Origin of the sequence: Telluria mixta (assembly GCF_029223865.1) — a bacterium.
Classification (GTDB): Bacteria; Pseudomonadota; Gammaproteobacteria; order Burkholderiales; family Burkholderiaceae_D; genus Telluria; species Telluria mixta.
In genome coordinates, this window is sequence record NZ_CP119520.1 from 5,125,801 (window position 1) to 5,149,544 (window position 23,744).

The following is a 23,744-nucleotide window of genomic DNA, read 5'->3' on the forward strand; positions in this document are numbered from 1 at the left end:
CATGACGCTTCTTCCCCGTTCCCTCACCATCGTTGCCTTCGGCGTCGCCCTGCTGTGCGGCGCCGCCCATGCCGCCGACGTCCGCGAGCGCCTGTCGTTCGACGCCGGCTGGCGCTTCGCGAAGGGCGATCCGGGCGGCAGCACCGCGCCGGACGCGACCGCCCAGCCGGGCTTCGACGACGCCGCGTGGCGCAAGCTCGACCTGCCGCACGACTGGGGCGTCGAAGGCCCGTTCAAGCAGGAATACCCGGGCGAGACGGGCAAGCTGCCATGGTGGGGCGTGGGCTGGTACCGCAAGCACTTCACCTTGCCGGCGGGCGATGCCGGCCGCCGCGTCTACCTGGACATCGACGGCGCCATGTCGCACGCGAAGGTCTGGGTCAACGGGCAGTACGTGGGCGGCTGGCCGTACGGCTACGCGTCGTGGCGCGTGGACCTGACGCCGTTTGCGAAACCGGGCAGCGACAACGTCGTGGCGATCCGCCTCGACAACCCGGAGAAATCGTCGCGCTGGTATCCCGGCGGCGGCATCTACCGCCACGTGTGGCTCGTCAAGACGGCGCCGGTGCACGTGGCCCAGTACGGCACGTTCGTGACGACGCCGCAGGTGTCGAAGGCCCAGGCGACGGTGTCGGTACAGACGACGGTGGAAAGCAACGGCCGCGCGGCGCAGGTGCAGGTCGCGACCGAGATCTACACGCTCGACGCGGCCGGCAAGCGCGGCGCGGCGCCGGTCGCGCGCCAGGCGGCGACCAAGGTCACCAAGGTCGAGAGCGACCGCCAGGCCCAGCTCACGCAGACCCTGACGGTGCCGCAGCCGAAGCTGTGGAGCATCGCGAGCCCGCAGCGCTACGTGGCCGTCACGACCGTCACGGAAAACGGCCAGGTGACGGACGTCGTCGAGACGCCGTTCGGCATCCGCTCCGCCGTATTCGACGCGAAGAACGGCTTCCTGCTGAATGGCCAGCGCGTGCCGCTGAACGGCGTGTGCATGCACCACGACCTGGGTGCGCTGGGCAGTGCGATCAACGAGCGCGCACTGGAGCGCCAGCTGCAACTGCTGCGCGAGATGGGCACGAACGCGATCCGCACGAGCCACAATCCGCCGGCGCCGGAGCTGCTGCACCTCGCGGACCGCATGGGCTTCGTCGTGCTGGACGAGGCGTTCGACATGTGGCACGAGAAGAAGACGCCGAACGACTATCACACGTCGTTCGACGAATGGCACGAGAAGGACCTGCGCGCGCAGATCCGGCGCGACCGCAACCACCCGAGCGTGATCGCCTGGAGCACCGGCAACGAGATCCCGGAACAGGGCAAGCCGGAAGGCTGGAAACTGGCCGCGCACCTGGCCGAGATCGCGCGCGGGGAAGACCGCACGCGTCCCGTCACGTCGGCGTACAACCACACCGACTCCGGCTACAACGGCTTCCAGAACGTGGTCGATATCTTCGGCTACAACTACAAGCCGGGCGAATACGGCAAGATGCACGCGTCCGCGCCTTACCTGCCGATCTACGGCAGCGAGACCGCGTCGACGATCAGCTCGCGCGGCGAATACTTCTTCCCGGTCAGCGACGACAAATCGAAGGGCGCCGCGAACTTCCAGGTGAGCAGCTACGACCTGACGGCACCGCCGTGGGCGACGTCGCCCGACGTCGAATTCAAGGGCCAGGACGACAACCCGTTCGTCGCGGGCGAATTCGTGTGGACCGGCTTCGACTACCTCGGCGAGCCGACGCCGTACAACGACGACACGACGAACCTGCTGAACTTTACCGACCCCGCCCAGCAGGCGCGCGCCGCGCAGGAACTGGCCACGCTGAAGAAGATCGCGATGCCGTCGCGCAGCTCGTACTTCGGCATCATCGACCTGGCCGGCTTCAAGAAAGACCGCTTCTACCTGTACCAGGCCCGCTGGCGCCCGGAACTGCCGATGGCGCACCTGCTGCCGCACTGGAACTGGCCGGAGCGCGTGGGCCAGGTGACGCCGGTGCACCTGTACACGTCGGGCGACGAGGCGGAGCTGTTCCTGAACGGCAAATCGCTCGGCCGCAAGAAGCGCGGCCCGCGCGACTACCGCCTGCGCTGGGACGACGTCACGTACCAGCCCGGGACGTTGAAGGCCGTCGTCTACAGGAAGGGCAAGCGCTGGGCCGAGGATACCGTCGCGACGACGGGCAAACCCGCGAAGCTGCTCGTGTCGGCCGACCGTGCGCAGGTCCGCGCGGACGGCAAGGACCTGTCGTTCGTGACGGTCACGATCGCGGACAAGGACGGCCGCCCCGTGCCGCGCACGCATGACCGCATCACGTTCAAGCTGTCCGGGCCGGGCGAGATCGTCGCAACGGACAATGGCGACGCGACCGACCTGGAAGCGTTCCAGTCGCCCCAGCGCAAGGCGTACAACGGCCTGGCCCTGGCCATCGTGAAGACGAAGGCGGGCGAAGCCGGCAAGCTGACCCTGACGGCCAGCGCCGACGGCCTCGAAGGGGCGCAGGTGACGCTGGACAGCCAGGCGCAGTAAGGGCAACTGTTGTAATCAGGCGATAGCAACCGAAACTCTTGCATGCAAGAGTTTCAAGAAAGCCCCCACACTCGGCGTTTCCTCCGGATAATAGAATCTCCGTAGATACGCCGAGCCATCGCCATGGAATTTGAAGTCTTTGAATCGCTGTCGTCGAGCCCAGCGCCGGTCGAGGCCACGTCGCCGCTCGTCCGGCTGCAATACCTGATCGACAACACGCCGGCGATCATCTACGCCACCGTGCCCAGCGGCGACTTCAAGATGACGTTCGTGAGCAACAACGCGTACAACGTCCTCGGCTACCGGCCGGAAGAGATGCTGGCCGACCCGAACTTCTGGTTCGACCATCTCCACCCGGACGACGCCCCGGCGATCTTTTCCAGCCTGGCCCAGTTGTTCGTGGAAGGCGAACGCACGTACGAATACCGGTTCCGCACGGCCAGCGGCGAGTACGTGTGGATGCACGACCGCCTGCGCCTGATCCGCGACGAGCACGGCACGCCGGTGGAGGTCATCGGCTCGCTGACCGACATCACCGCGCGCAAGGGCATGGAGCAGGAACAGCAGCAACTGATCGCGCGCCTGAGCGAGGCGCACGAGCAGCTGCTGCAGTCGGAAAAGATGGCGTCGATCGGCCAGCTCGCGGCGGGCGTCGCGCACGAGATCAACAACCCCATCGGCTTCGTCAATTCCAATATGGGCACGTTGCGCCACTACGTGGACACCCTGCTGAACGTGGTGGACGCGTACGGCGAGGCCGTGCACAAGGCGGCGCCCGGCTCGGCGCTGGAAGCGCAGATCGATGCCATCAACCGCCAGGCCGACCTCGGCTACCTGAAGGACGACATCGCCGACCTCGTGAGCGAGTCGATGGATGGCCTGAAGCGCGTGAAGGACATCGTCCAGGCGTTGAAGGATTTCTCGCACGTCGGCCAGAACGACTGGCAGTACGCGGACGTGCACTCGGGCCTCGACACGACGCTCAACATCGTCGCCAACGAGATCAAGTACAAGGCGACGGTCGAGAAACACTACGGCAAGCTCCCGGAAATCAAGTGCCTGGCCTCGCAGCTGAACCAGGTGTTCATGAACCTGCTCGTCAACGCCGCCCAGGCCATCAAGAGCAAGGGCGTGATCACGATCGCCACCGGGTCGAACGACGGCTGGGTGTGGGTGAAGATCAGCGACAACGGCTGCGGTATCCCGCAGGAGAACCTGAAACGCATCTTCGAACCGTTCTTCACCACCAAGCCGGTCGGCAGCGGGACGGGCCTCGGCCTGTCGCTGTCGTACAGCATCGTCAACAAGCATGGCGGGCGGATCGACGTGGCGTCGAAGCCGAACGTCGGTACCGTCTTCACGATCAAGCTGCCGGTGATGCCGCCGTCGTCGGTGACGGAAGCCCCGACGGCCTGACGCTCACTCCTCGTGCAGGCTGATCGCCTGCTTCTCCTTCTCCGGCTTGTCCAGCCAGCGCCGGTGCAGCGCGCGCTCGATCGGCTTGCCGCACACGAACAGGACGAACACGAGGACGAGGGCGATCGCGGCGATCTGCCAGGATCCCATGCCGCACAGGATGCCAAGGATGGCCGTGATCCAGATCGACGCGGCCGTCGTCAGGCCGCGCACGCGGTCACTGCCGTTTTCCCGGATGATCACGCCCGAGCCGAGGAAGCCGATGCCCGTCACCAGGCCCTGGATCACGCGGCTGACGGCGGATGGGTCGGCCTGGCCGTCGCCGGTCAGGAAGTTGGCGCCGGCCAGGGTCAGCACGCAGGCGCCCAGGCAGACGAGCCCCAGCGTGCGGATGCCCGTGGGCTTGCCGTGCAGGTTGCGGTCCAGGCCGATCAGGCCGCCGACCAGGACCGAGACCGTCAGGCGCAGCAGGATTTCGAGGTAGTCCATGCGTCGGTTTGTTGTCGAGGGGATACTATTGTACGGCGTGCGCGCGAAAGTCTTGTTGAATCAAGTGTCGTGCATATGCCACGGAGTGACACATTCTGATAGAATTTCCATGTGGAAATATGTAATGTTGGCCCACGCACCCCATGAGGTCCACCATGTCTTACCGAATTCCGTTCATTCCTTCGCGTCGCAGCGGCTTCACCCTGATCGAACTCCTGATCGTGGTGGCGATCGTCGGCATCCTGGCGTCCATCGCGCTGCCCGCCTACGGCAAATATCTCGTGCGCGGCAACCGCGCGGCGGCGCAGGCGTATCTGCTCAACCTGGCGCAGGCGCAGGCGCAGTACTTCGCCGATGCCCACGAGTACGGGGGCACGCCGACCGCACTCAACCTGCCCGTGCCGGCCGAGGTCGCGAGTTACTATACGATCACCATCGACGCCGCCGGCGGTCCGCCGCCGTCGTTCACGATCACGGCCACGCCGGTGCTCGGGACGCGCCAGGCCGGCGACGGCAACCTCACCATCGACAACAGCGGCGCCCGGACGCCGACCAACCTATGGTAAAGCGTGCGCGCGGCTTCACGCTGATCGAACTGCTGACGGTCGTGGCCATCACCGCGATCCTGTCGGCCATGGCTGCGCCGTCCTTCAAGGGGCTCGTGGCCGGCCAGCGTGCGCGCGCCACCAGCACCGACCTGTACGCTGCCCTCGTGCTCGCGCGCAGCGAAGCGATCAAGCGCGCTACCCAGGTCACCCTGCAGCCGGCCGCCGACACGTGGCAGGCCGGCTGGCGCATCCCGAATCCGTCCGACACCGGGCACCCGGTCGCGAACCACGGCGCCGTGCAGGGTGCGACGATCACCGGCCCGACCGCCGTCGTGTACCTGCCCAACGGCCGCGTCGCGAGCGATACGCCGCCGTCGTTCGACATCGCCGTCGACGGCGCTGCGAGCCACCGCTGCGTGCAGGTGGACCTGAGCGGGCGCCCGCGCCTGCAGGCGTCGGGGTGCTGAATGCGCACCGTGCCGCCACTTCCCAGCGCGGGCCTGAGCCTTGTCGAAGTGCTCGTGACCGTCGTCGTGCTCGCGTTCGGCCTGCTGGGGATCGCCGCGCTGCAGGCCAAGGTGCAGGTGGGATCGATCGAGGCCTACCAGCGCGCGCAGGCCGTCGTGCTGGTGGATGACATGCGCGCCCGCATCCTCGGCAACCCGGCCCATGCGGCCGACTACGTGACGGAAACCCCGCTCGGCAAGAGCGATACCCAGCCGGCCGACTGCACCACCGTGGCCGTCGGCACCGCGCGCGACCAGTGCGAATGGAGCCAGGAACTGAAAGGCGCCGCCGAGCAGTCGGGCGCCGGCACGGCAACCGGCGCGATGATCGATGCGCGCGGCTGCGTCGAGCAGCTGCAGGCGCCCGACCCGGCGGCCGGCGTGTGCAAGCCCGGCATCTATCGCGTGAGCGTCGCGTGGCAGGGGCTGCATCCGACCAGGGCGCCGGGGCTCGCGTGCGGCGCCAACCAGTACGGTGCGGACGACGCCAACCGGCGCGCGATCGCCGTGCAGCTGGCGATCGGCCTGCCTTCGTGCATTTAGGAGACGCGATGGTTGTCCTGTCCAAGCGCCGGTCCGCCGGCTTTTCGATGCCCGAGCTGCTCGTGTCCGTGACGATGGGCCTGTTGATCGTCGTCGGCATGGTCACGCTGTTCTTCCACAACAGCCGCGCCCAGGCCGAGGTCGAGCGCGCCAACCGTCAGATCGAGAGCGGCCGCTATGCCGTCGACCTGCTCGCAAACGATTTGCGCAACGCCGGCTTCTACGGCGAATTCGACCCGACCCTGCTGCCTGACCCGGCGGCCGTCCCCGACCCGTGCGCTGCCACGCTGGCCGCGCTGAAGGCCATGCTGCCGCTGCACGTGCAAGGGTTCAGCCCTGCCGATACGCTGCCGTCCTGCGTGTCCGACGTGCGCGCCGGCACGGCCCTCATCGTCGTGCGCCACACGCGCGCCTGCGTCAGCGGGGATCCGAACTGCAGCGCCAACGATCCGGCCGGCCCGCTGTTCCAGGCGTCGCTGTGCAGCGATGCGGGCGAGCTGGGTTCGGCCGACCCGGCCGACTGGTATGCGCTCGACATCGACCCGGCCCAGCTGCTGCGCACCCGGCGCGACTGTACGACGGCGGCCGTCACGCGCCGCTACCAGACGCACATCTATTTCGTCGCCAACAACGACGAGCCGGGCGACGGCATCCCGACCCTGAAGCGCGCCGAACTGCGCTATGTCGACAACCAGCTGAAGTTCAAGACCGTGCCGCTGGCGGAGGGCGTCGAGAACCTGCAGCTCGAATACGGCATCGACACGAGCGGCAATGGGAGTGTCGGCGTCACGACGAGCTCGCCCGCCGGCGCCAACGGGTGCACCTTGCCGGCGTGCGCGGTCTCGAACTGGCGCAACGTGGTCGCCGTGCGCCTGCACGTGCTGGCGCGCAGCCCGAGCACGACGCCCGGCTGGACCGACTCGAAAACCTACAACCTCGGCACGGCCGCCGACGGCACCGCACGCACGGCCGGGCCGTTCAACGACGGCTACAAGCGCCACGTGTTCCAGACGTTCGTGACCCTGGCCAATCCAGTGGGAAGGAAACAGCCATGAGGACGCCGCGCCGCGAGCGGGGCATCACCCTGGTGACCGCCCTGATCATGCTCCTGCTGCTCACGATGCTGGCGCTGGCCAGCGTCAACCTGGGCAATTCGAACCTGCAGGTGGTCGGCAACATGCAGCGCCGCGACCAGGCCCTCGCCGCCGCGCACGCCGTGCTGGAAGAGACGATCAGTTCGCCCACGTTCACCCAGACGCCGAACAGCGCGCTGTCGAACACGTGCGGCGCGCCGAACCAGCGCTGCGTCGATACCGACGGCGACGGCAGGACCGACATCAAGGTCACCCTCAGCCCGCCGCCCAGCTGCGTGAAGGTCCAGCCGATCAAGAATTCCGACCTCAACCTGAACGACGACGAAGACATCGGCTGCGCGGTCGGCGCCTCCCAGATGCATGGCGTGGCCGGTGCCAACGACGGCAATTCCGACTGCGACAACAGCGTCTGGGACCTGAGCGCGGTCGCCACCGACGACGCGACGCAGGCCTCCGTCAAGGTCGTCCAGGGCGTCGGCGTGCGCATCTCGCGCGACGACGTCGCCACCAACTGTCCGCAACCGTGAGCAAGACCATGATCCGACCCACACTCGCGCTGGCGCTGTCCGCGTGCCTCGCCGGCCTGCCCATCGTCGCGGCGGCGGACGACATCGACATCTTCACCGGCGCATCCGCCGGCAACAACATCAACCCGCGCATCCTGATCGTGCTCGACAACACGTCGAACTGGGCCCGCCAGAGCCAGCAATGGCCGGGCGGCCTGCAGCAGGGCCAGTCGGAAGCGCGCGCGATCAGCAACCTGCTGACGACGCTGGACAGCACGGTCAGCCTGGGCCTGATGGAATTCGTCACGGGCGGCAACGCCAACGACGACGGCGGCTTCATCCGCTCCGCGATCCGCCCGCTGGACAACTCGGCCAAGACGAGCTTCACGAGCCAGCTCTCGACCATCTACGACAACATCAATTCACCGAACGAGAAGCGCAATTCGCACACGCCGTACGGCGACCTGATGTACGACGTCTATAACTACTTCGCGGGCGCCGACGCGTATTCGCCGGGCGGCGTCATCGCCAGCATTGCCGACGCCGCCGGCTACACGACGCCGTATTCGACGTTCCGCTCGCCGCTGACAGCCGCGAACACGTGCGGCAAGAGCTTCGTGATCTTCATCGGCAACCCGAATGCTTCCGGGCCGGCCAGCGACACGGCGGCCAACACGGCCCTGCTCAACGGGCTGAACGGCAGCACCGTGAGCCAGCTCGGCCTGCCGAACTTCACGACGCAGAACGCGACGACGACCAGCAACCTGGGCGTCACCAACGCCTGCTACGCGAGCCCGGCGGCCGCGGCGGGCGAGGTGGACGCGTACGCGGCGCAGTGCGCGAGCTACACCGAGGGCTGCTCGATCGGCGCCGCGACGGCGAACGTGAATCCCATCGCCTGTCCGGCCGGCAGCCGGTCGTACACGGTGACGCAGTCCGTGTATCACCCGGCCACGACGAGCCCGGGCCAGCCCGTGCCGGGGACGGTCACGACGTCCACAGGGACGACGACCGGCTTTTACGCGACGGCGGGCGACGTCCCGGGGAGCGACCACGGCAACCTGACCTGCCCGGCCACGCAGACGACCACGAACGGCAACAGCACGACCACGACGACGTACAGCTGCTCGTACACGGTCGGCGCGCCGGTCGGCACCGCAACCACGGCGACCGCCACCGCCACCGCCAGCCTGGATGCGAACAGCCGGGGCGCCGGCTGCTACACGGGCGTCGGCACCGCAGCCGGCAACTGGAACCCGGCGGCGACGACGGACTTCGGCGGCCTGTCTTGCCCGGCCAACAGCACCTGCACGTATTCCGGTGCACTGGCCAGCAACGCCAGCGGCTGCCAGGGCAGCGGCTACCGCCAGGTGAACGTCACCCAGACCGCGACGAGCAAGCGCCAGTACACGATCACGCAGACGGTGACGCCCACGTCGGTCAGCGACACGACGACGCCGGCCTACACGACGACCACGAACCTGGGCATGACGTCGCAGTGCTATCCGACACCGCCGACGTCGACGCCGGACTACGCCGCGTCGTGCACCGGCACCAACATCAGCTGCACGTACAACAACACGCCCACCAGCACCACGCTGGCATCCTGCCCGGCCGGCACGAGCGCCTATAACATCGTCGGGACGAACATCGTGCTGACCGACGTCCCGACCGGGACTACGTCGACCGACACCGGCCCGCGCAACGCCGACGAATGGTCGCGCCTGCTGCACGACAAGGGCGTCCCCGTCACCGGGTCGACCGTGCGGTCGCCCGTGACGACGTACACGATCGACGTCTACAACGCCCAGCCGAACGCCACCCACACGGCCCTGCTGATGAGCATGGCCAAGGCCGGCGGCGGCAAGTATTTCGCCGCGAAGAACGAGCAGGCGATCCTCGACGCGCTGCGCCAGATCATCATCGAGATCCAGGCCGTGAACACGACGTTCGCCTCGACCAGCCTGCCGGTCAACGCCACGAACCGGTCGCAGAACGAGAACCAGGTCTTCATCGGCATGTTCCGCCCCGACCCGGACGCGAAGCCGCGCTGGTTCGGCAACCTCAAGCGCTACCAGCTGATCGCCAGCGGCGCCAACATCGAGCTGGGCGACGTCAACGGCAAGATCGCCGTCAACACGCTGACCGGCTTCGTCACGCCGTGCGCGGCGAGCTACTGGACGTCGGATTCGGGCACGTACTGGAGCGGCCTCGGTATCAACCCCGACCCGTCCGGCGCCTGCGCACCGGACGGCGTGAGCCCGTACTCCGACCTGCCGGACGGCCCGCAGGTGGAAAAGGGCGGCGCGGCCGAGATCCTGAGGCAGGGTAACGTGGCCGGCGCGTGGAGCGGCAACCAGGCCGTCAACCGCAACATGCTGACGCTGTCGGGCACGACGCTGGCCACGTTCAACACGGCCAATACGGGCCTGTCCGCGAACCTCGTCAACTTCATCCAGGGCGCGGACGTCAACAACGAAAAGGGCGCCGGCGCCACGACGACGACGCGGCCTTCGATCCACGGCGACGTGATCCACTCGCGCCCGCTGCCCGTGAACTTTGGCGGCACGACCGGCGTGCGCGTGTTCTACGGCGCCAACGACGGCGCGCTGCACGCGGTGAGCGCCAATACCGGCGTCGAGACCTGGTCGTTCGTCGCACCCGAATTCTTCGGCCGCCTGCAGCGCCTGATGGACAATTCTCCGCTCGTTAGCTATCCGAACCTGAGCAGCGCGATCTCGCCGGCGCCGGCGCGCAAGGATTACTTCTTCGACGGCTCGATCGGCCTGTACCAGAACGCCGACAATTCGAGGGTGTGGATCTTCCCGTCGATGCGCCGGGGCGGGCGCATGCTGTACGGCCTGGACGTGACGCATCCCGACCAGCCGGTGTACAAGTGGAAGGCCGGCTGCCCGAACCTGACCGACGACATCGGCTGCACGGCCGGGATGTCCGGCGTCGGCCAGACCTGGTCGACGCCGAACGTCGCCTTCATCAAGGGGTATTCGACGACGACGCCGGTGCTGGTCGTGGGCGGCGGCTACGATGCCTGCGAAGACGCCGACACGGCATCGCCCGCATGCGGCAGCGGCAAGGGCCGCTTCGTGTACGTGCTGGACGCGAACACGGGCGCGGTGATCCGTTCGTTCCCGACCGACCGCGGCGTGGCGGCCGACGTGGCCCTCGTCGACGTCGACAACGACGGCTATCCCGACTATGCCTACGCGGCCGACCTGGGCGGCGGCATCTACCGCGTCGACTTCGTGGGCAGCTACGCCGGGCGCACGCCGCTCGCGGGCGACGCCTGGACGGCGCGCAAGGTCGCGTACACGACGGGTGCCGGCCGCAAGTTCCTGTTCACGCCCGCGCTGCTGGCCAGCCAGGGCAGGGTCTACGTGGCGCTGGGCAGCGGCGACCGCGAGCATCCGCTGCAGTCGCAATACCCGTACGCCAACGTGACGAACCGGTTCTACGTCTACCTGGACGACCTGGCGGCGGCCTCCGGGACGCCCGCGACGAACATGGACGCCATGACGGACTACACGACGAACACGGACTGCGCCGCCGCGAAGGTATTGCCGAATTCGGGGACGAAGGGCTGGTTCATGGACCTGAACCAGTACGGCCAGGGCGAGCAGGTGGTGACGTCGGCGCTGATCGCGAGCGGCATGGTCACGTTCAGTACCAACCGTCCCGTGCCGCCCGATGCGGCGAGCTGTTCGACGTCGCTGGGCGAGGCGCGCGGCTACTGGGTCAACCTGCTGAACGGCTCCGGCGCCATCAACGTGCCGGGCCTGTGCGGCGGCGCGCGCTCGTCGGTCTTCGTGGGCGGCGGCCTGCCGCCGTCGCCGGTGAAGGCCAGCAGCGTGCCGATCGGCGGCAAGGCGGTGTCGGTCGTGCTGGGCGCGGTGCAGAAGGGCGGCGCGGCGTCGGCGGGGGCCAGCGTGTCGATCTCGCCGCAACGGATCCGACCGGCGATCGCGCAGAAGCGCAAGCGGGTGTATACCTATACGGCGGGGGATTAACACGACGTCGTTCCTGCGCAGGCGGGATAGCGCCAGCGGCGCTATCCCGCCAAGTTCGATGCGTCGCGGCAGCGCTGGCAAAATTGGGTCCCCGCCTCCGCGGGGACGACGTTCGAACGCTAGCTCAACCGGCCTTCTCGACCGCCTTGACCATGCACTTCGACAGCTTGTCGAAGTGCGCCAGCGCCGCCTGCGTGAGCGTCACCTGCTTGCGCCGCGTGTCTTCGGTATCGGTCAGCATGATCCAGCCCTTTTCGCGCATCGACGTCAGGCGGCTGTGCACGGTGGCGGGGGCGCCGAGTTCCTTCTTGGCCATCATGTCGCGTACGCACAGGCGTTCGCCTTCCTGCATGGCGCGCGCGACGGTGCCGAGGATGCGTTCTTCCAGCGGGTCGAGCGAGGGGAGGGACGGCAACCCGCGCAAGGCTTCCGCAAGTTGCAGAAAGCGTAGATAGATGTCGGCGGGACGGTTAGATTTGCTCATGCGCAGATTATAATGCGAGAGCCACACGAACTCCATTACCTACCGAGCATCATGCCATCCCCCTTAACTCCTGGTCACGGCGCCGGACCCGGCGTGTCCGAGCGCGCCCGTATCGCCTGCGCGAGCGTCGTCGGCTCGGTGGTGTTCTATCTCCTCCTGGCGCGGTTGCAGGACTGGGTGTTCCCCAACGTCGAGTTCATGCGCGGGGTGGGCTGGATCTACCTGCCGGCGGGCGCGCGGCTGCTGTGCCCATTGCTGCTGGGCTTGCCGGGTGCGGTCGGCGTTCTGGTCGGGTCGTGGTGCGAGTGCTTCTTCCACCTGTATCCGGACGACCCGTTGCGCTCGTTCGCGGGCGGCATCAGCTCGGCCCTCGCGCCCTACCTGGTGTATGTGTTCGCGCTGCGCGTGCTGGGGATGCAGGCGTCGCTGTCGAACCTGACGTCGCGCCGCCTGCTGCTGCTCGTGCCGCTGTTCGGCGTGGCCAGCCCGCTGATGCACCACCTGTGGTTCTGGCTCCATGGCGACCAGGTCGACCTTGCGCAGGGCTTCGCCGTCATGGCGGCCGGCGACATGCTGGGCGCGCTCGTCGTCCTGTACGCACTGAAGGGCATGCTGGGGCTGCTGCCCACGCCGGCTCCCCGCCGCAACGATCTTTCATGACGCGCCGGACATGATTCCGCTGCGGATTCATGAATCCAGTTCATAAGGTCAAGCAATCCCGGCCGGTCCCGTGCGGGAGGTTTGCCGTTACCATCGTCGGCCTGCGATGCAAACGACAACCTTACGAAAGGATCATCCATGACCGTCAAGGCCTATGGCGCCCACGCCGCCGACCAACCGCTCGAATCCCTGGACATCACCCGCCGCGCACCTGGTCCGCACGACGTGCAGATCGAGATCGCCTATTGCGGCGTGTGCCACTCCGACCTGCACACGGTGAAGGCCGAGTGGGCCGGCACCCTGTATCCGTGCGTGCCGGGCCACGAGATCGTCGGTAAAGTCTCCGCCGTCGGCGCCCACGTGCAGGGTTTCAAGGAAGGCGACCTGGTCGGCGTCGGCTGCATGGTCGACAGCTGCCGGCACTGCGCGGATTGCGAGGATGGCCTCGAAAACTATTGCGACGGCATGGTCGGCACGTACAACGGCCCGACGGCTGACGCACCCGGCCACACGCTGGGCGGCTACGCCGAGCGCATCGTCGTGCACGAGCGCTACGTGCTGCGCGTGCGCCATCCGGAAGCGCAGCTCGCGGCCGTGGCGCCGCTGCTGTGCGCCGGCATCACGACCTACTCTCCGCTGCGCCACTGGAACGCGGGTCCCGGCAAGACGGTGGGCATCGTCGGCATCGGCGGCCTGGGCCACATGGGCATCAAGCTGGCCCGCGCGCTGGGCGCGCATGTCGTCGCCTTCACGACGTCCGAATCGAAGCGCGCGGACGCCGAGGCGCTGGGCGCGCACGAGGTGGTCGTGTCGCGCGACGCCGCCGCCATGGCCGCGCGGGCGAAGCGCCTGGACCTGATCGTCAACACGGTCGCCGCGCCGCACGACCTGGACGCCTGGCTGAACCTGCTCAAGCGCGACGGCACGATGGTGCTGGTCGGCGCGCCCGCGACGCCGCACCCGTCGCCGCAGGTGTTCAACCTGATCACGAAGCGCCGCGCGCTGGCCGGCTCGATGATCGGCGGGATCCCGGAAACCCAGGAGATGCTGGACTTCTGCGCGCAGCACGGCATCGTCGCCGACATCGAGATGATCCGGGCCGACGAGATCAACGCCGCGTACGAACGCATGCTCGAGGGCGACGTGAAGTACCGCTTCGTGATCGACAACGCGACGCTGGGCGCCTGATTTAGAATCGCGGCATGGCACGCGATAACCTCAGCGACATCCTCGTCTTCCTCGCGGTCGCGCGCGAACGCAGTTTTACGCGCGCGGCCGTAAAACTGGGCATGACGCAGTCCGCCCTCAGCCACACGATCCGTGCATTGGAAGCGCGGCTGGGCGTGCGCCTGCTGACGCGCACGACGCGCAGCGTGTCGCCCACCGAGGCCGGCGAGCGCCTGCTGCAGAACGTGGCGCCGCGGCTGGAAGAGATCGACGCGGAGATCGCCGCCGTCAGCGAGCTCGGTGACCGGCCCGCCGGCACCGTCCGCATCACGGCGACGGACCACGTCATCGACAACGTGCTGTGGCCGCGCCTCGCCGCCGTGCTGCCGCAGTACCCGGACATCCACCTCGAGATCAGTGCCGAATACCGCATGGTGGACGTGGCCGCGGAACGCTACGACATCGGCGTGCGCTGGGGCGACCAGGTCGAGAAGGACATGATCGCCGTGCGCCTCACGCCCGACACGCAGACGCTTGTCGTGGGCGCGCCCGGGTACTTCGCGCACCGCGCGGTGCCCGCATCCATCGACGACCTCATGAAGCACGAGTGCATCCGCCTGCGCCTCGCCGGCGGCGGCGTGTACGCGTGGGAGATGCTCGATCGCGGCGAAGCCGTCGACGTGCGCGTGCGCGGCCGCTATACGTTCAACGGCGTCTACCAGATGCTGAACGCGGCGCTGTCCGGCAGCGGCCTCGCCTACATGACCGAGGACATGGCGGCACCGCATGTGCAGGCCGGCCGCCTCGTCAGCGTGCTGGCGGACTGCTGTCCGAAATTCCCCGGCCTGCATGCCTACTACCCGAGCCGGCGCCATGCGTCGCGCGCACTGGCCGTCGTGCTCGATGCGATCCGGCACAAGGACTGATTTCTGCTGGGATTTTTCGTGCATACCATATCTCCGAAGAGGCCGGCGCACGGTTGAACCGAATACCTGAACGGATGGCCGGGATGTTCTAGAATGGGTCGCCTGCGGTGCCTGTCGCACGCCGCATGGAGGACCGCATGGACCTGCTCGAGGCAATCAACGACCCCGCCGCATTGCGTGCGCTGCCCCGCGCGCGCCTGGAGCCGCTGGCGCGCCAGCTGCGCCGCTTCCTGGTCGACACGGTGGCGCGCACCGGCGGCCATCTCGCGTCGAACCTGGGGACAGTCGAACTGACGATCGCGCTGCACTACGTGTTCGCCACGCCGCGCGACCGCATCGTGTGGGACGTCGGCCACCAGAGCTATGGCCACAAGGTGCTGACGGGGCGTCGGGCGCAGATGCACACGTTGCGCCAGGCCGGCGGTCTCTCGGGCTTCCCGCGCCGCTGCGAGAGCGTGCACGACTGCTTCGGCACGGCGCATTCGTCGACGGCGTTGTCCGCCGCGCTCGGCATGGCGCTGGCCGCGAAGCTGCAGGGCGATGATCGCCATGTCGTGGCCGTCTGCGGCGATGGCGCGCTGTCCGCCGGCATGGCGTTCGAAGCGCTGAACAACGCCGGTATCGACCCTGCGCTGCGCCTGCTCGTCGTCGTCAATCACAACGGCATGTCCATTTCTCCCGCCGTGGGCGCGCTGGACCGTCACTTGTCCGATCTGGCATCCGGCCGCGTGCGCCCGGGCGCATCGCTGTTCGAGGCGCTCGGCCTGGCGTACTCGGGCCCGGTCGACGGCCACGATCTCGATGCCCTGGTTCCCGCGCTGGAGGCCGCCCGGCGGCGCACGGGCCCGCAGGTGCTGCACGTCGTCACGCGCAAAGGCAAGGGCTATGCGCGCGCGGAAGCGGCGCCCACCCTGTACCACGGTACCGGCCGCTTCGATCCCGGGAAGGGCCTGCCGGACGGCGCGCGCGGCCGACCCGCGTACACGGACGTGTTCGGCGACTGGCTGTGCGACATGGCCGCGCACGACCCGCGCCTCGTCGGCATCACACCCGCCATGCGCGAAGGCTCCGGCCTCGTGCGCTTCGCCCAGCGCTTTCCCGACCGCTATGTCGACGTCGGCATCGCCGAACAGCATGCGCTCACGTTCGCGGGCGGCCTCGCCGTCGACGGGATGAAACCCGTCGTCGCCATCTATTCCACGTTCCTGCAACGTGCCTACGACCAGTTGATCCACGACGTCGCGCGGCAACACCTGGACGTGACGTTCGCGATCGACCGTGCCGGCCTCGTCGGCGCGGACGGCGCCACGCATGCGGGCAACTACGACATCGCCTACCTGCGCTGTGTGCCGAACATGGTCGTGATGGCGGCGTCCGACGAAGCCGAGTGCCGGCGCATGCTGACGACCGCCTACCGCCATCCCGGCCCGGCGGCCGTGCGCTATCCGCGCGGGCCGGGACCGGGCGTCGGGCCGGCACCGGACCTGGATGCCATTCCGTTCGGCCGCGGCGAGGTGCGCCGGCGCGGGTCCGGCATCGCGATCCTCGCGTTCGGGCCGATGCTGGCGCCGAGTCTCGACGCCGCGACGGAACTGGGGGCGACAGTCGCCAACATGCGCTTCGTGAAGCCGCTCGACGCCGACCTCGTGGCGGCGCTGGCGCGCGATCATGCGCAGCTCGTGACGGTCGAGGAGGGCGCCGTCATGGGCGGTGCGGGGGCGGCCGTGGCGGAGGCGCTGGCCGCCGCCGGCATCCAGCGGCCGCTGTTAATGCTGGGCCTGCCCGACATGTTCATCGAGCACGGCGACCCCGCCGCGCTGCTGGGCGCGGCCGGGCTCGACGCGGCCGGCATCGCGGGTGCCATCCGCCAGCTTTATCGTGCCGATGCGCCTTTGCTCGTAGCAAATAGTGATTAGCTTGAGGTGCCCCATGCTCCCCGAAACGGATGCGCTCACCGTGCCGGTGCACACGCCGGCCAGCTCGTTCGGCATCGCCATGCGCGTACTGCCCGCGCCGCGGCGCGCGGCGATGTTCGGCATCTACGCGTTTTGCCGCGCCGTCGACGACATTGCCGACGGCCCCGCGCCGCCCCGTGAACGCCGCGCCGCGCTGGAACGGTGGCGGGCCGACGTCGACGCCGCGTACGCCGGCGGCCGGGCCCCGCGCCTGCGCGCGCTGGCGCCGCACATCGCCGCGTACGGCCTCGCGCGCGCCGACTTCCACGCCGTGATCGACGGCATGCTGATGGATGCGCAGGACCGCCCCATCTGCGCACCGCCGGCCGACACCCTCGACCTGTACTGCGATCGCGTCGCCGCCGCCGTCGGGCGGCTGTCCGTGCGCGTATTCGGCCTGCCGCAGGACGACGGCCTCCTGCTCGCCCACCACCTGGGCCGCGCGCTGCAGCTGACCAATATCCTGCGCGACATCGACGAGGACGCCGCCATCGGCCGCGCCTACGTGCCGCGCGAACTGCTGCTCGCGGCCGGCGTCGAAGCCCGCGTGTGCGCGGCCGGCGCGGACGACATCGCGGCGCATCCGGCGCTGCCCCGGGCGTGCGCCGACCTGGCCGCGCAGGCGCGCCGGCACTACGCCGCCTCCGACTTCGTACTGCGCCGCCACCGGGGCAGTGCGGCCCGGGCGCCGCGCCTCATGGGGGCCGTGTATGCGGCCCTGCTGGCGCGGCTCGCGGCGCGCGGGTGGGGCAGTCCGCGCACGCCTGTCCGGCTGGGACGCCTGGCCAAGGTCGGCATCCTGGTGCGGCACGCGCTCCGGTAGCCACGGGGGATGTCATGCGCTACTCGTCATTCCGGTCCATGGCGCAGGCCGGCGCCGTCGAAGCGGAACGCACACTCACCAGCCGCGCACGCCTGGAGCCGGCCATCGACGCGGCGCTCGCGGCCGTGCTGTCCGACCAGCGCGACGACGGCCACTGGGTCTACGAACTCGAAGCGGACGTCACGATCCCCGCCGAGTACGTGCTGATGGTGCACTACCTGGGCGAGACGCCGGACACGGCCCTTGAGCGCAAGATCGGCACGTATCTGCGCCGGCGCCAGGGCGACCACGGCGGCTGGCCGCTGTTCCACGGCGGCGCGTTCGACCCGAGCGCCAGCGTCAAGGCCTATTTTGCGCTGAAGATGATCGGCGATCCGCCGGGCGCGCCGCACATGGTGCGGGCGCGTGCGGCGATCCGGGACCACGGCGGCGCCGAACGCAGCAATGTCTTCACGCGCATGCTGCTGGCGCTGTTCGGCGAGATGCCGTGGTCGGCCGTGCCCGTGATGCCGGTGGAGATCGCGCTGTTGCCGCGCTGGTCGCCGTTCCACCTGTCGAAGGTCTCGTACTGGACCCGCACCGTGCTGACGCCGCTGCTCGTGCTGGGCGCGCTGCGGCCGCGGGCGCGCAATCCGCGCGCCGTGGGCGTCGCGGAACTGTTCCTTGCGCCGCCGGCCAGCCTCGGGCTGGCGCCGCGCGCGCCGCACCAGGACCGCATGTGGTTCGCGCTGTTCCGCACGCTGGAGTCGCAGATGCGCCTGCTGGCGCCGCGCCTGCCCGCGCGCCTGCGCCGGCGCGCGGTCGAGCAGGCGGCCGCGTTCGTGCGTGCGCGCCTGAACGGCGAGCACGGCCTGGGCGCCATTTTCCCCGCGATGGTCAACGCCGTGCAGATGCTCGACGTGCTGGGCTTGCCGCCGGATGCGCCCGAGTCGTCCGCCGCGCGCCGCGCCATCGACCGGCTGCTCGTCGACCACGGTGCCGAAGCCTATTGCCAGCCCTGCCTGTCGCCCGTGTGGGACACGGCGCTGATGTGCCACGCGCTGCTGGAAGCGGGCACGCCGTCCGCGCTGGCCGCGGCGCGGCGCGGACTCGACTGGCTGCTGCCGCTGCAGATCCTCGACCGGTCCGGCGACTGGGCCGCGCGCCGGCCGGACGTGCGTCCCGGCGGCTGGGCGTTCCAGTACGAAAACGCGTGCTATCCCGACGTCGACGACACCGCCGTCGTGGCGATGGCCATGCACCGGGCCGCGCACGTCGAACCGCAACCGTTGCCGGACCGGTACGCGGACGCCGTCGCCCGCGCCCGCGAATGGATCGTCGGCATGCAGGGCAGGGGCGGCGGCTGGGGCGCGTTCGAGGCCGACAACACGCACCATTACCTGAACCACATCCCGTTCGCCGACCACGGCGCGCTGCTGGATCCGCCGACGGCCGACGTGTCCGCGCGCTGCCTGTCGATGCTGGCCCAGCTGGAGCCGGGCGCCTGTGCGCGGCGCCGGTCGCCGGCCGCGCGGGCACTGGGCTGGCTGCTGCGCCGGCAGGAGAAGAACGGGAGCTGGTACGGGCGCTGGGGTGTGAACTATGTCTACGGCACGTGGTGCGCGCTGTGCGCCCTGGCGGCGGCCGGCCTGCCATCCGATGCGGCGCCCGTCGCCCGGGGCGCCCGCTGGCTCGCGTACGTGCAGAATCCGGACGGCGGCTGGGGCGAGGGCGGCGACAGCTACCGGCTCGACTATGCCGGCCACGCGTGGGCGCCGTCGACGGCGTCGCAGACGGCATGGGCGCTGCTGGGCCTGATGGCAGCGGGCGCCGTCGACACGCCGGCCGTCGCGCGCGGCATCGCCTGGCTCGTCGACCGGCAGCGCGCGGACGGCCTGTGGGACGAACCGCAGCACACGGCCACGGGCTTTCCCCGCGTGTTCTACCTGCGCTATCACGGGTACGCCCGTTACTTTCCACTGTGGGCGCTGGCCCGCTACCGCAACCTGCGGGCCGGCGGCAGCGGGCGGGTTCCCTTCGGGATGTGAGCCGTGGCCGATGCGGCGCGCGTGCTCGCCGTCTGCGGCATGCCGTTCGAGGCCGCGATCGCGGACGGGCCCGGCGTCGTGTGCATCCATGGCCCCGGGCCGTGGCGGGTCGCGCAGCGGCTGCACGCGATGCTGGACGGCGACGGTTGCTGGGGCGGCATCATCAGCTTCGGGTGCGCCGGCGGCCTGGACCCGGAACTCGCCAGCGGCGACTGCGTCGTGGCCACGAGCGTGCTGACGCCGGACGGCGTCATCGCGACGGACCCTGACTGGTCGCGCGTGCTGCTGGACCGCGTGACGGGCGCCCGGCCGGGACTGCTCGCCGGCACGGACGCGCCCCTCGCCACGGCCGCCGCCAAGGCCGCCCTGTGGCGTGAGGCGGGCGCCATCGCCGTGGATATGGAAACCCATGCGGCCGCGCTGGCCGCACGGCGCCACGGCCTGCCGTTCGCGGCGTGCCGCGTCGTGCTCGATCCGGCCTGGCGCAACGTGCCCGCGGCCGCGCTGGCCGGCCTGGACGTCGGCGGGGTCTGGCCCGTGCTGCGCAGCCTGGCCGGTGCGCCGGGGCAGATCGTGCCGCTGTGCGTGCTGGCGGGCGAGGCGTGGGTGGCGCGGCGTTCGCTGTTGCGAGTGCGCGCGCGGCTCGGGCCGGCGTTGGGGCGCTATCTGGTGACGTCGTCCTTGCCGCCATCGTTCTGACCATAGTCTGGCAGCGGCGTCTCCCTGCCTTCGTCGAGCTGCGCGCGTCGCCGGCCCAGGTAGGCATCGCGCACGAACAGATAGCGGTCCAGCGCGGCCTGCTCCAGCAGGTTGGTCGCGTTCAGGTAGCGGGCCCGGGTACTGACGAAGTCGGCGCCCCACAGCGTGTTGCGCAGCGCCGGCTTCGCGTATGTGGCGGGCGAGCCGTACTGGTCGACGGCGAAGCCGGCCGTGTCGCGGAACGTGCTCGGGCCGAACAGCGGCAGCACGAGGTAGGGACCGGCCGGTACGCCGTAGTGGCCCAGCGTGAGGCCGAAGTCCTGGTCGCGCTTGGCGATGCCGGCCGGCGTGGCGATGTCGAGCACGCCCAGCAGCCCGAACGTGGAATTGACGGCCACGCGCATCAGGTCGTTCATGCCGTCCATCAGGCGCAACTGGGCGAAATCGTTCAGCATCACGGTGACGTCGCCCAGGTTGGAAAAGACATTCTCGACGCCGGTGCGGACGAAGCGCGGCACGGCACGGTTGTACGTGCGCGCGACCGGTTGTGCAATGTGGCGGTCGAGCGAGTCGTTGAAGCGGTACGTGGCGCGGTTGAGCGGTTCCAGCGGATCGGCCTTGTCACGTTCCGGGCCGGTGGCGCAGCCGGACAGGAGTAACAGCAGCGTGGTCGCAACGAGCCGGCGCGGCGGCGGATGGGTCATGGCGGTCCTCGTTCGGCAGGAGCCGGGGCGCGGGGCTGCCCCAGCAGGACGGGCTGGAAGAACACGGCGCCGATCAGGGTGCAGACCAGCGCCAGCACCAGCAGCTTGCCCATGCTGGCGGTGCCGGGGTGGTGCGACAGCCACAGGCTGCCGAATGCGGTGCCGGTGGTCGCCGCGCTGAGGACGATCGCTTGCGTGAGCGGATGTTCCAGCCGGGCCGGCTGCCCCGCGCGCCACGCCATGATGTAATAGATCTTGAACGCGACGCCGACGCCCAGCAGCAGCGGCAGCGCGATGATGTTCGCGAAATTCAGGTGGATGCGCAGCAGCACGCAGGCCTCCAGCGTGACCAGGCTCGACACGAGCAGGGGCACCATCGTCAGCAGCACGTCGCCCACGCGCCGGAACGCGATCCACAACAGCAGCGCGATGGTGACGACGGCCAGCAGCGCCGCCTGCACGAACGCGGCGATGATCAGGTCCGCCGCATGGCGCACGGAGATCGGCCCGCCGGCCGCATCCGGCGCGATGCGCAGCACGGCATCGGTGAAGCGGCGCAGCCGGCTGGCGTCCTCGCGGCTCGTTCCCGTCGGCCCCGTCGGCCGCCTTGGGCTGACGTCGACGAGCGCGCGGCCATCGGGCGCGATCCAGTTGCGGCGCATCGGGGCGGGCAGGGTCGCCAGCGTGACGGGTTGCGGCTGCAGTGCGAGGCGCAGGGCGTCCAGCGCGAGGCGCAGCGTTCCCGCCAGCGCCTGGTCGGCACGGTCGCGGGCGGCCGGCCCCGCCCGTGCCAGGGCAGCGAGCGCCCGCGCGAGCCGTGACGCTTCGGCCGCCCCGGGCCCGGGATGGTCGAGCGCCGCGTTGTGCAGCGACAGCGCGGCCGTGCGCAGCGCCGCCGCGCGCTGCGGGTCCGACGCCGGTGCGATGGGCGACATCTCCAGCACGGGCAGCAGGCGGGCGGCGGCGGCCGCGATGGCGTCCAGTTTGCCGGTCTGGCCGTCGGGGACGAGGCTGGCCGCCGTCAGGACATGGGCGACGTCGGGCAGGCGTTCCAGGCGCGCCGCCAGCGTGGTCGCCTGCGCCAGCGACGGGGCGAGCACCTGCACGTTGTCGAGGCCGATGTCGGTGCCGCGCGCGAGCGACGCCAGCGTCGCCATCGACTCGCTGCCGGGGTTCTTGAGGTGCAGCGGATCGAAGTCGAACTCGAGGCGCCACAGCAGGGGAATGCCGGCCCCGACGAGCGCCAGCGTCGCCGCCAGCACCGTCTTGCGGTGGGTCTGGAGCGCGTGGTCGATGCCGGCCAGCCATGGGTAGCCGGGCGCGAGCAGCCCCGCCGGCGGATCGCTGATGCGGATCAGCGCGGGCAGCACGGTCAGGCAGGCGGGCAGGGCGACGCACAGGATGCCCACGCCCGCGATCTGCCCCAGCTCGGCCACGCCGCGGTAGGCCGTCGGCAGGAAGGCGAGGAAGCCGAACGCGGTGGCCGTCGCCGCGAGGGTGAGCGGCAGCGCGAGCGCGCGCGCCGTCGCCAGCAGCGCCGTGCCGGTACCGGGCCGCACACGCCGCAGTTCGCGGAAACGCATGCCGAACTGGATCCCGAAATCGATCCCGAGCCCGACGAACAGGATCGCGAACGCGATGGAAATCAGGTTCAGCGCCCCCACCATGATGAGCCCCAGCGCGGCCGTGAGCGCCAGGCCGCCCAGCATCGTGATGCACAGCGCCAGCACGAGCGGTGCCGAACGCACCGCGCGCCACAGCAGCACGAGCACGATCACGACGGGGATGCTGCCGACGAGCGGCGAGCCTTCCTGCAGCGAGGCGAACTCGTCGTCCGACAGCGGCACGGGCCCCGTCAGCGTGACCTGGGCGCCATAGTGTTCGGCCAGCCGCAGGTCGGCGGCGGCCGCGCGGATCGCGTCGCTGGACGCGGCGCCCGGCAGCAGGGCGGCGTAGTCGAGCACGGGCCGGACTTCCACGAGGCCGGGCTCGGTGGCTGCGCCGGTGGTTGCAAGTGCCTGCCAGGACAGGGCGGCGTTCCGTCCGGCGAGGACGTCCTCGACTGTCGCGGCGCTGCGCGCCAGCAGCGGCGCCATCTGCGGGAGCGTGACCTGGCCCGTCAGCAGGGGCGCGCCCAAGGTGACCGACAGCAGGTTCGCGATGCCCCGCAGCGACGGGTCGCGCGCGAGCGCATCGAGCAGGGGACGCGCGTCGACGAGGCGCGCCGTCAGGTCGCGGACCTCGGCGGCGTCGAGGTACAGCAAGCCGTTGCGGCAGAAGAAATCGTCACCGGCGCCGAGGTCCACCGCGCGGAACAGCGCGGGCTGGCGGCGCAGGCGGTCGGCCAGTTCCCGGGCCGCCTGCGCCGCGAACTCGGGCGCGGGCGCCCGGACGACTGCCAGGGTCGTGTCGCCCCGGTTCGGGAACGCGGCGGCGATGGCGGCGTCGCGCCGGGCCCACGGGGCGTTCGCGTCGATCAACTGCCCAACGTCCGTATTGATCGCGAAATGGCGCGCGACATAAAGCCCGGATGCAAGGACCAGCAGGACGAACGCCCCGACCACCGCCCACGGGTGGCGGCATGACAGGTGGACGAGCCTGGCAATCTGGTGAGTCAGCATGGTGCGTTCATTAGACCGGATGCG

General features: G+C 69.8%; 19 protein-coding genes. 15 read left to right on the forward strand and 4 right to left on the reverse strand.

All coding sequences use genetic code 11. From position 1 onward, the window contains the following. Window position 1 precedes the first annotated feature (1 nt). Both galB and P0M04_RS22760 read left to right on the forward strand, forming a co-directional pair. Window positions 2-2,527, forward strand: a complete 2,526-nt coding sequence (gene galB / locus P0M04_RS22755) for a beta-galactosidase GalB (protein ID WP_259449505.1) — start codon at window positions 2-4, stop codon at window positions 2,525-2,527. Between the two features lie 123 nt (window positions 2,528-2,650). Then, complete coding sequence (locus P0M04_RS22760) at window positions 2,651-3,943, forward strand: ATP-binding protein (protein WP_259449504.1); 1,293 nt, start codon at window positions 2,651-2,653, stop codon at window positions 3,941-3,943. 3 nt (window positions 3,944-3,946) lie between these two features. On the opposite strand, the gene P0M04_RS22765 is transcribed toward P0M04_RS22760, so the two are convergent. Then, the gene (locus tag P0M04_RS22765) at window positions 3,947-4,432 is read right to left on the reverse strand and encodes an MgtC/SapB family protein (RefSeq protein WP_259449503.1); all 486 of its coding nucleotides are present in this window, start codon (window positions 4,430-4,432) and stop codon (window positions 3,947-3,949) included. 155 nt (window positions 4,433-4,587) lie between these two features. Here P0M04_RS22765 and P0M04_RS22770 point away from each other — a divergent pair, with 155 nt between their 5' ends. The 6 genes from P0M04_RS22770 to P0M04_RS32925 all read left to right on the forward strand — a co-directional run bounded on the left by P0M04_RS22770 (window position 4,588) and on the right by P0M04_RS32925 (window position 11,654). After that, complete coding sequence (locus P0M04_RS22770) at window positions 4,588-4,998, forward strand: type IV pilin protein (RefSeq protein WP_281042075.1); 411 nt, start codon at window positions 4,588-4,590, stop codon at window positions 4,996-4,998. Further along, window positions 4,992-5,447: a GspH/FimT family pseudopilin gene (locus P0M04_RS22775; RefSeq protein ID WP_259449502.1), complete on the forward strand. Its 456-nt coding sequence runs from the start codon at window positions 4,992-4,994 to the stop codon at window positions 5,445-5,447. Before P0M04_RS22770 ends, P0M04_RS22775 begins: the two co-directional genes overlap by 7 nt. Before the next feature lie 9 nt (window positions 5,448-5,456). Then, window positions 5,457-6,029 (forward strand): type IV pilus modification protein PilV, encoded by a 573-nt coding sequence (pilV, locus tag P0M04_RS22780; RefSeq protein WP_281042076.1) that lies wholly within the window; start codon window positions 5,457-5,459, stop codon window positions 6,027-6,029. Between the two features lie 8 nt (window positions 6,030-6,037). Then, window positions 6,038-7,084 carry a PilW family protein gene (locus tag P0M04_RS22785; RefSeq protein WP_259449500.1) on the forward strand — a complete coding sequence of 349 codons (1,047 nt, stop codon included), beginning with the start codon at window positions 6,038-6,040 and terminating at the stop codon, window positions 7,082-7,084. Beyond that, window positions 7,081-7,650, forward strand: a complete 570-nt coding sequence (locus P0M04_RS22790; protein ID WP_259449499.1) for a PilX N-terminal domain-containing pilus assembly protein — start codon at window positions 7,081-7,083, stop codon at window positions 7,648-7,650. The genes P0M04_RS22785 and P0M04_RS22790 overlap by 4 nt, the downstream gene beginning before the upstream one ends. A gap of 2,354 nt (window positions 7,651-10,004) precedes the next feature. Beyond that, window positions 10,005-11,654, forward strand: coding sequence for a pilus assembly protein (locus P0M04_RS32925; protein ID WP_371877893.1), 1,650 nt, complete (start codon window positions 10,005-10,007; stop codon window positions 11,652-11,654). Window positions 11,655-11,778: 124 nt separating this feature from the next. Here the strand turns inward: P0M04_RS32925 and P0M04_RS22800 are convergent, their stop codons facing one another. After that, entirely contained in the window at window positions 11,779-12,138 is a 360-nt protein-coding gene (locus P0M04_RS22800) for a winged helix-turn-helix domain-containing protein (protein ID WP_259449497.1), read from the reverse strand. Between the two features lie 51 nt (window positions 12,139-12,189). Here P0M04_RS22800 and P0M04_RS22805 point away from each other — a divergent pair, with 51 nt between their 5' ends. The 7 genes from P0M04_RS22805 (at window position 12,190) to P0M04_RS22835 (ending at window position 20,395) form a co-directional block, all read left to right on the forward strand. Continuing rightward, window positions 12,190-12,798, forward strand: coding sequence for a hypothetical protein (locus tag P0M04_RS22805; RefSeq protein WP_259449496.1), 609 nt, complete (start codon window positions 12,190-12,192; stop codon window positions 12,796-12,798). 138 nt (window positions 12,799-12,936) lie between these two features. After that, on the forward strand, window positions 12,937-13,986 hold the full coding sequence (locus P0M04_RS22810; protein ID WP_259449495.1) for an NAD(P)-dependent alcohol dehydrogenase: 1,050 nt from the start codon (window positions 12,937-12,939) through the stop codon (window positions 13,984-13,986). A 14-nt stretch (window positions 13,987-14,000) separates the two neighbouring features. Beyond that, window positions 14,001-14,891: a LysR family transcriptional regulator gene (locus P0M04_RS22815; protein WP_259449494.1), complete on the forward strand. Its 891-nt coding sequence runs from the start codon at window positions 14,001-14,003 to the stop codon at window positions 14,889-14,891. Between the two features lie 137 nt (window positions 14,892-15,028). Further along, window positions 15,029-16,807 carry a 1-deoxy-D-xylulose-5-phosphate synthase gene (dxs, locus tag P0M04_RS22820; protein ID WP_259449493.1) on the forward strand — a complete coding sequence of 593 codons (1,779 nt, stop codon included), beginning with the start codon at window positions 15,029-15,031 and terminating at the stop codon, window positions 16,805-16,807. Between the two features lie 13 nt (window positions 16,808-16,820). Continuing rightward, window positions 16,821-17,669 (forward strand): presqualene diphosphate synthase HpnD, encoded by an 849-nt coding sequence (hpnD, locus tag P0M04_RS22825; protein WP_259449492.1) that lies wholly within the window; start codon window positions 16,821-16,823, stop codon window positions 17,667-17,669. A 14-nt stretch (window positions 17,670-17,683) separates the two neighbouring features. Further along, window positions 17,684-19,696, forward strand: a complete 2,013-nt coding sequence (shc, locus tag P0M04_RS22830; RefSeq protein WP_259449491.1) for a squalene--hopene cyclase — start codon at window positions 17,684-17,686, stop codon at window positions 19,694-19,696. Between the two features lie 3 nt (window positions 19,697-19,699). Beyond that, window positions 19,700-20,395 carry a phosphorylase family protein gene (locus P0M04_RS22835; protein ID WP_259449490.1) on the forward strand — a complete coding sequence of 232 codons (696 nt, stop codon included), beginning with the start codon at window positions 19,700-19,702 and terminating at the stop codon, window positions 20,393-20,395. Here the strand turns inward: P0M04_RS22835 and P0M04_RS22840 are convergent. Then, entirely contained in the window at window positions 20,359-21,099 is a 741-nt protein-coding gene (locus P0M04_RS22840) for an MlaA family lipoprotein (protein WP_259449489.1), read from the reverse strand. The genes P0M04_RS22835 and P0M04_RS22840 overlap by 37 nt on opposite strands. Continuing rightward, a complete protein-coding gene (hpnN, locus tag P0M04_RS22845) occupies window positions 21,096-23,720 on the reverse strand; it encodes a hopanoid transporter HpnN (protein WP_259449488.1) in 2,625 nt (874 codons plus the stop codon). The genes P0M04_RS22840 and hpnN overlap by 4 nt, the downstream gene beginning before the upstream one ends. Between the last annotated feature and the right edge of the window lie 24 nt (window positions 23,721-23,744).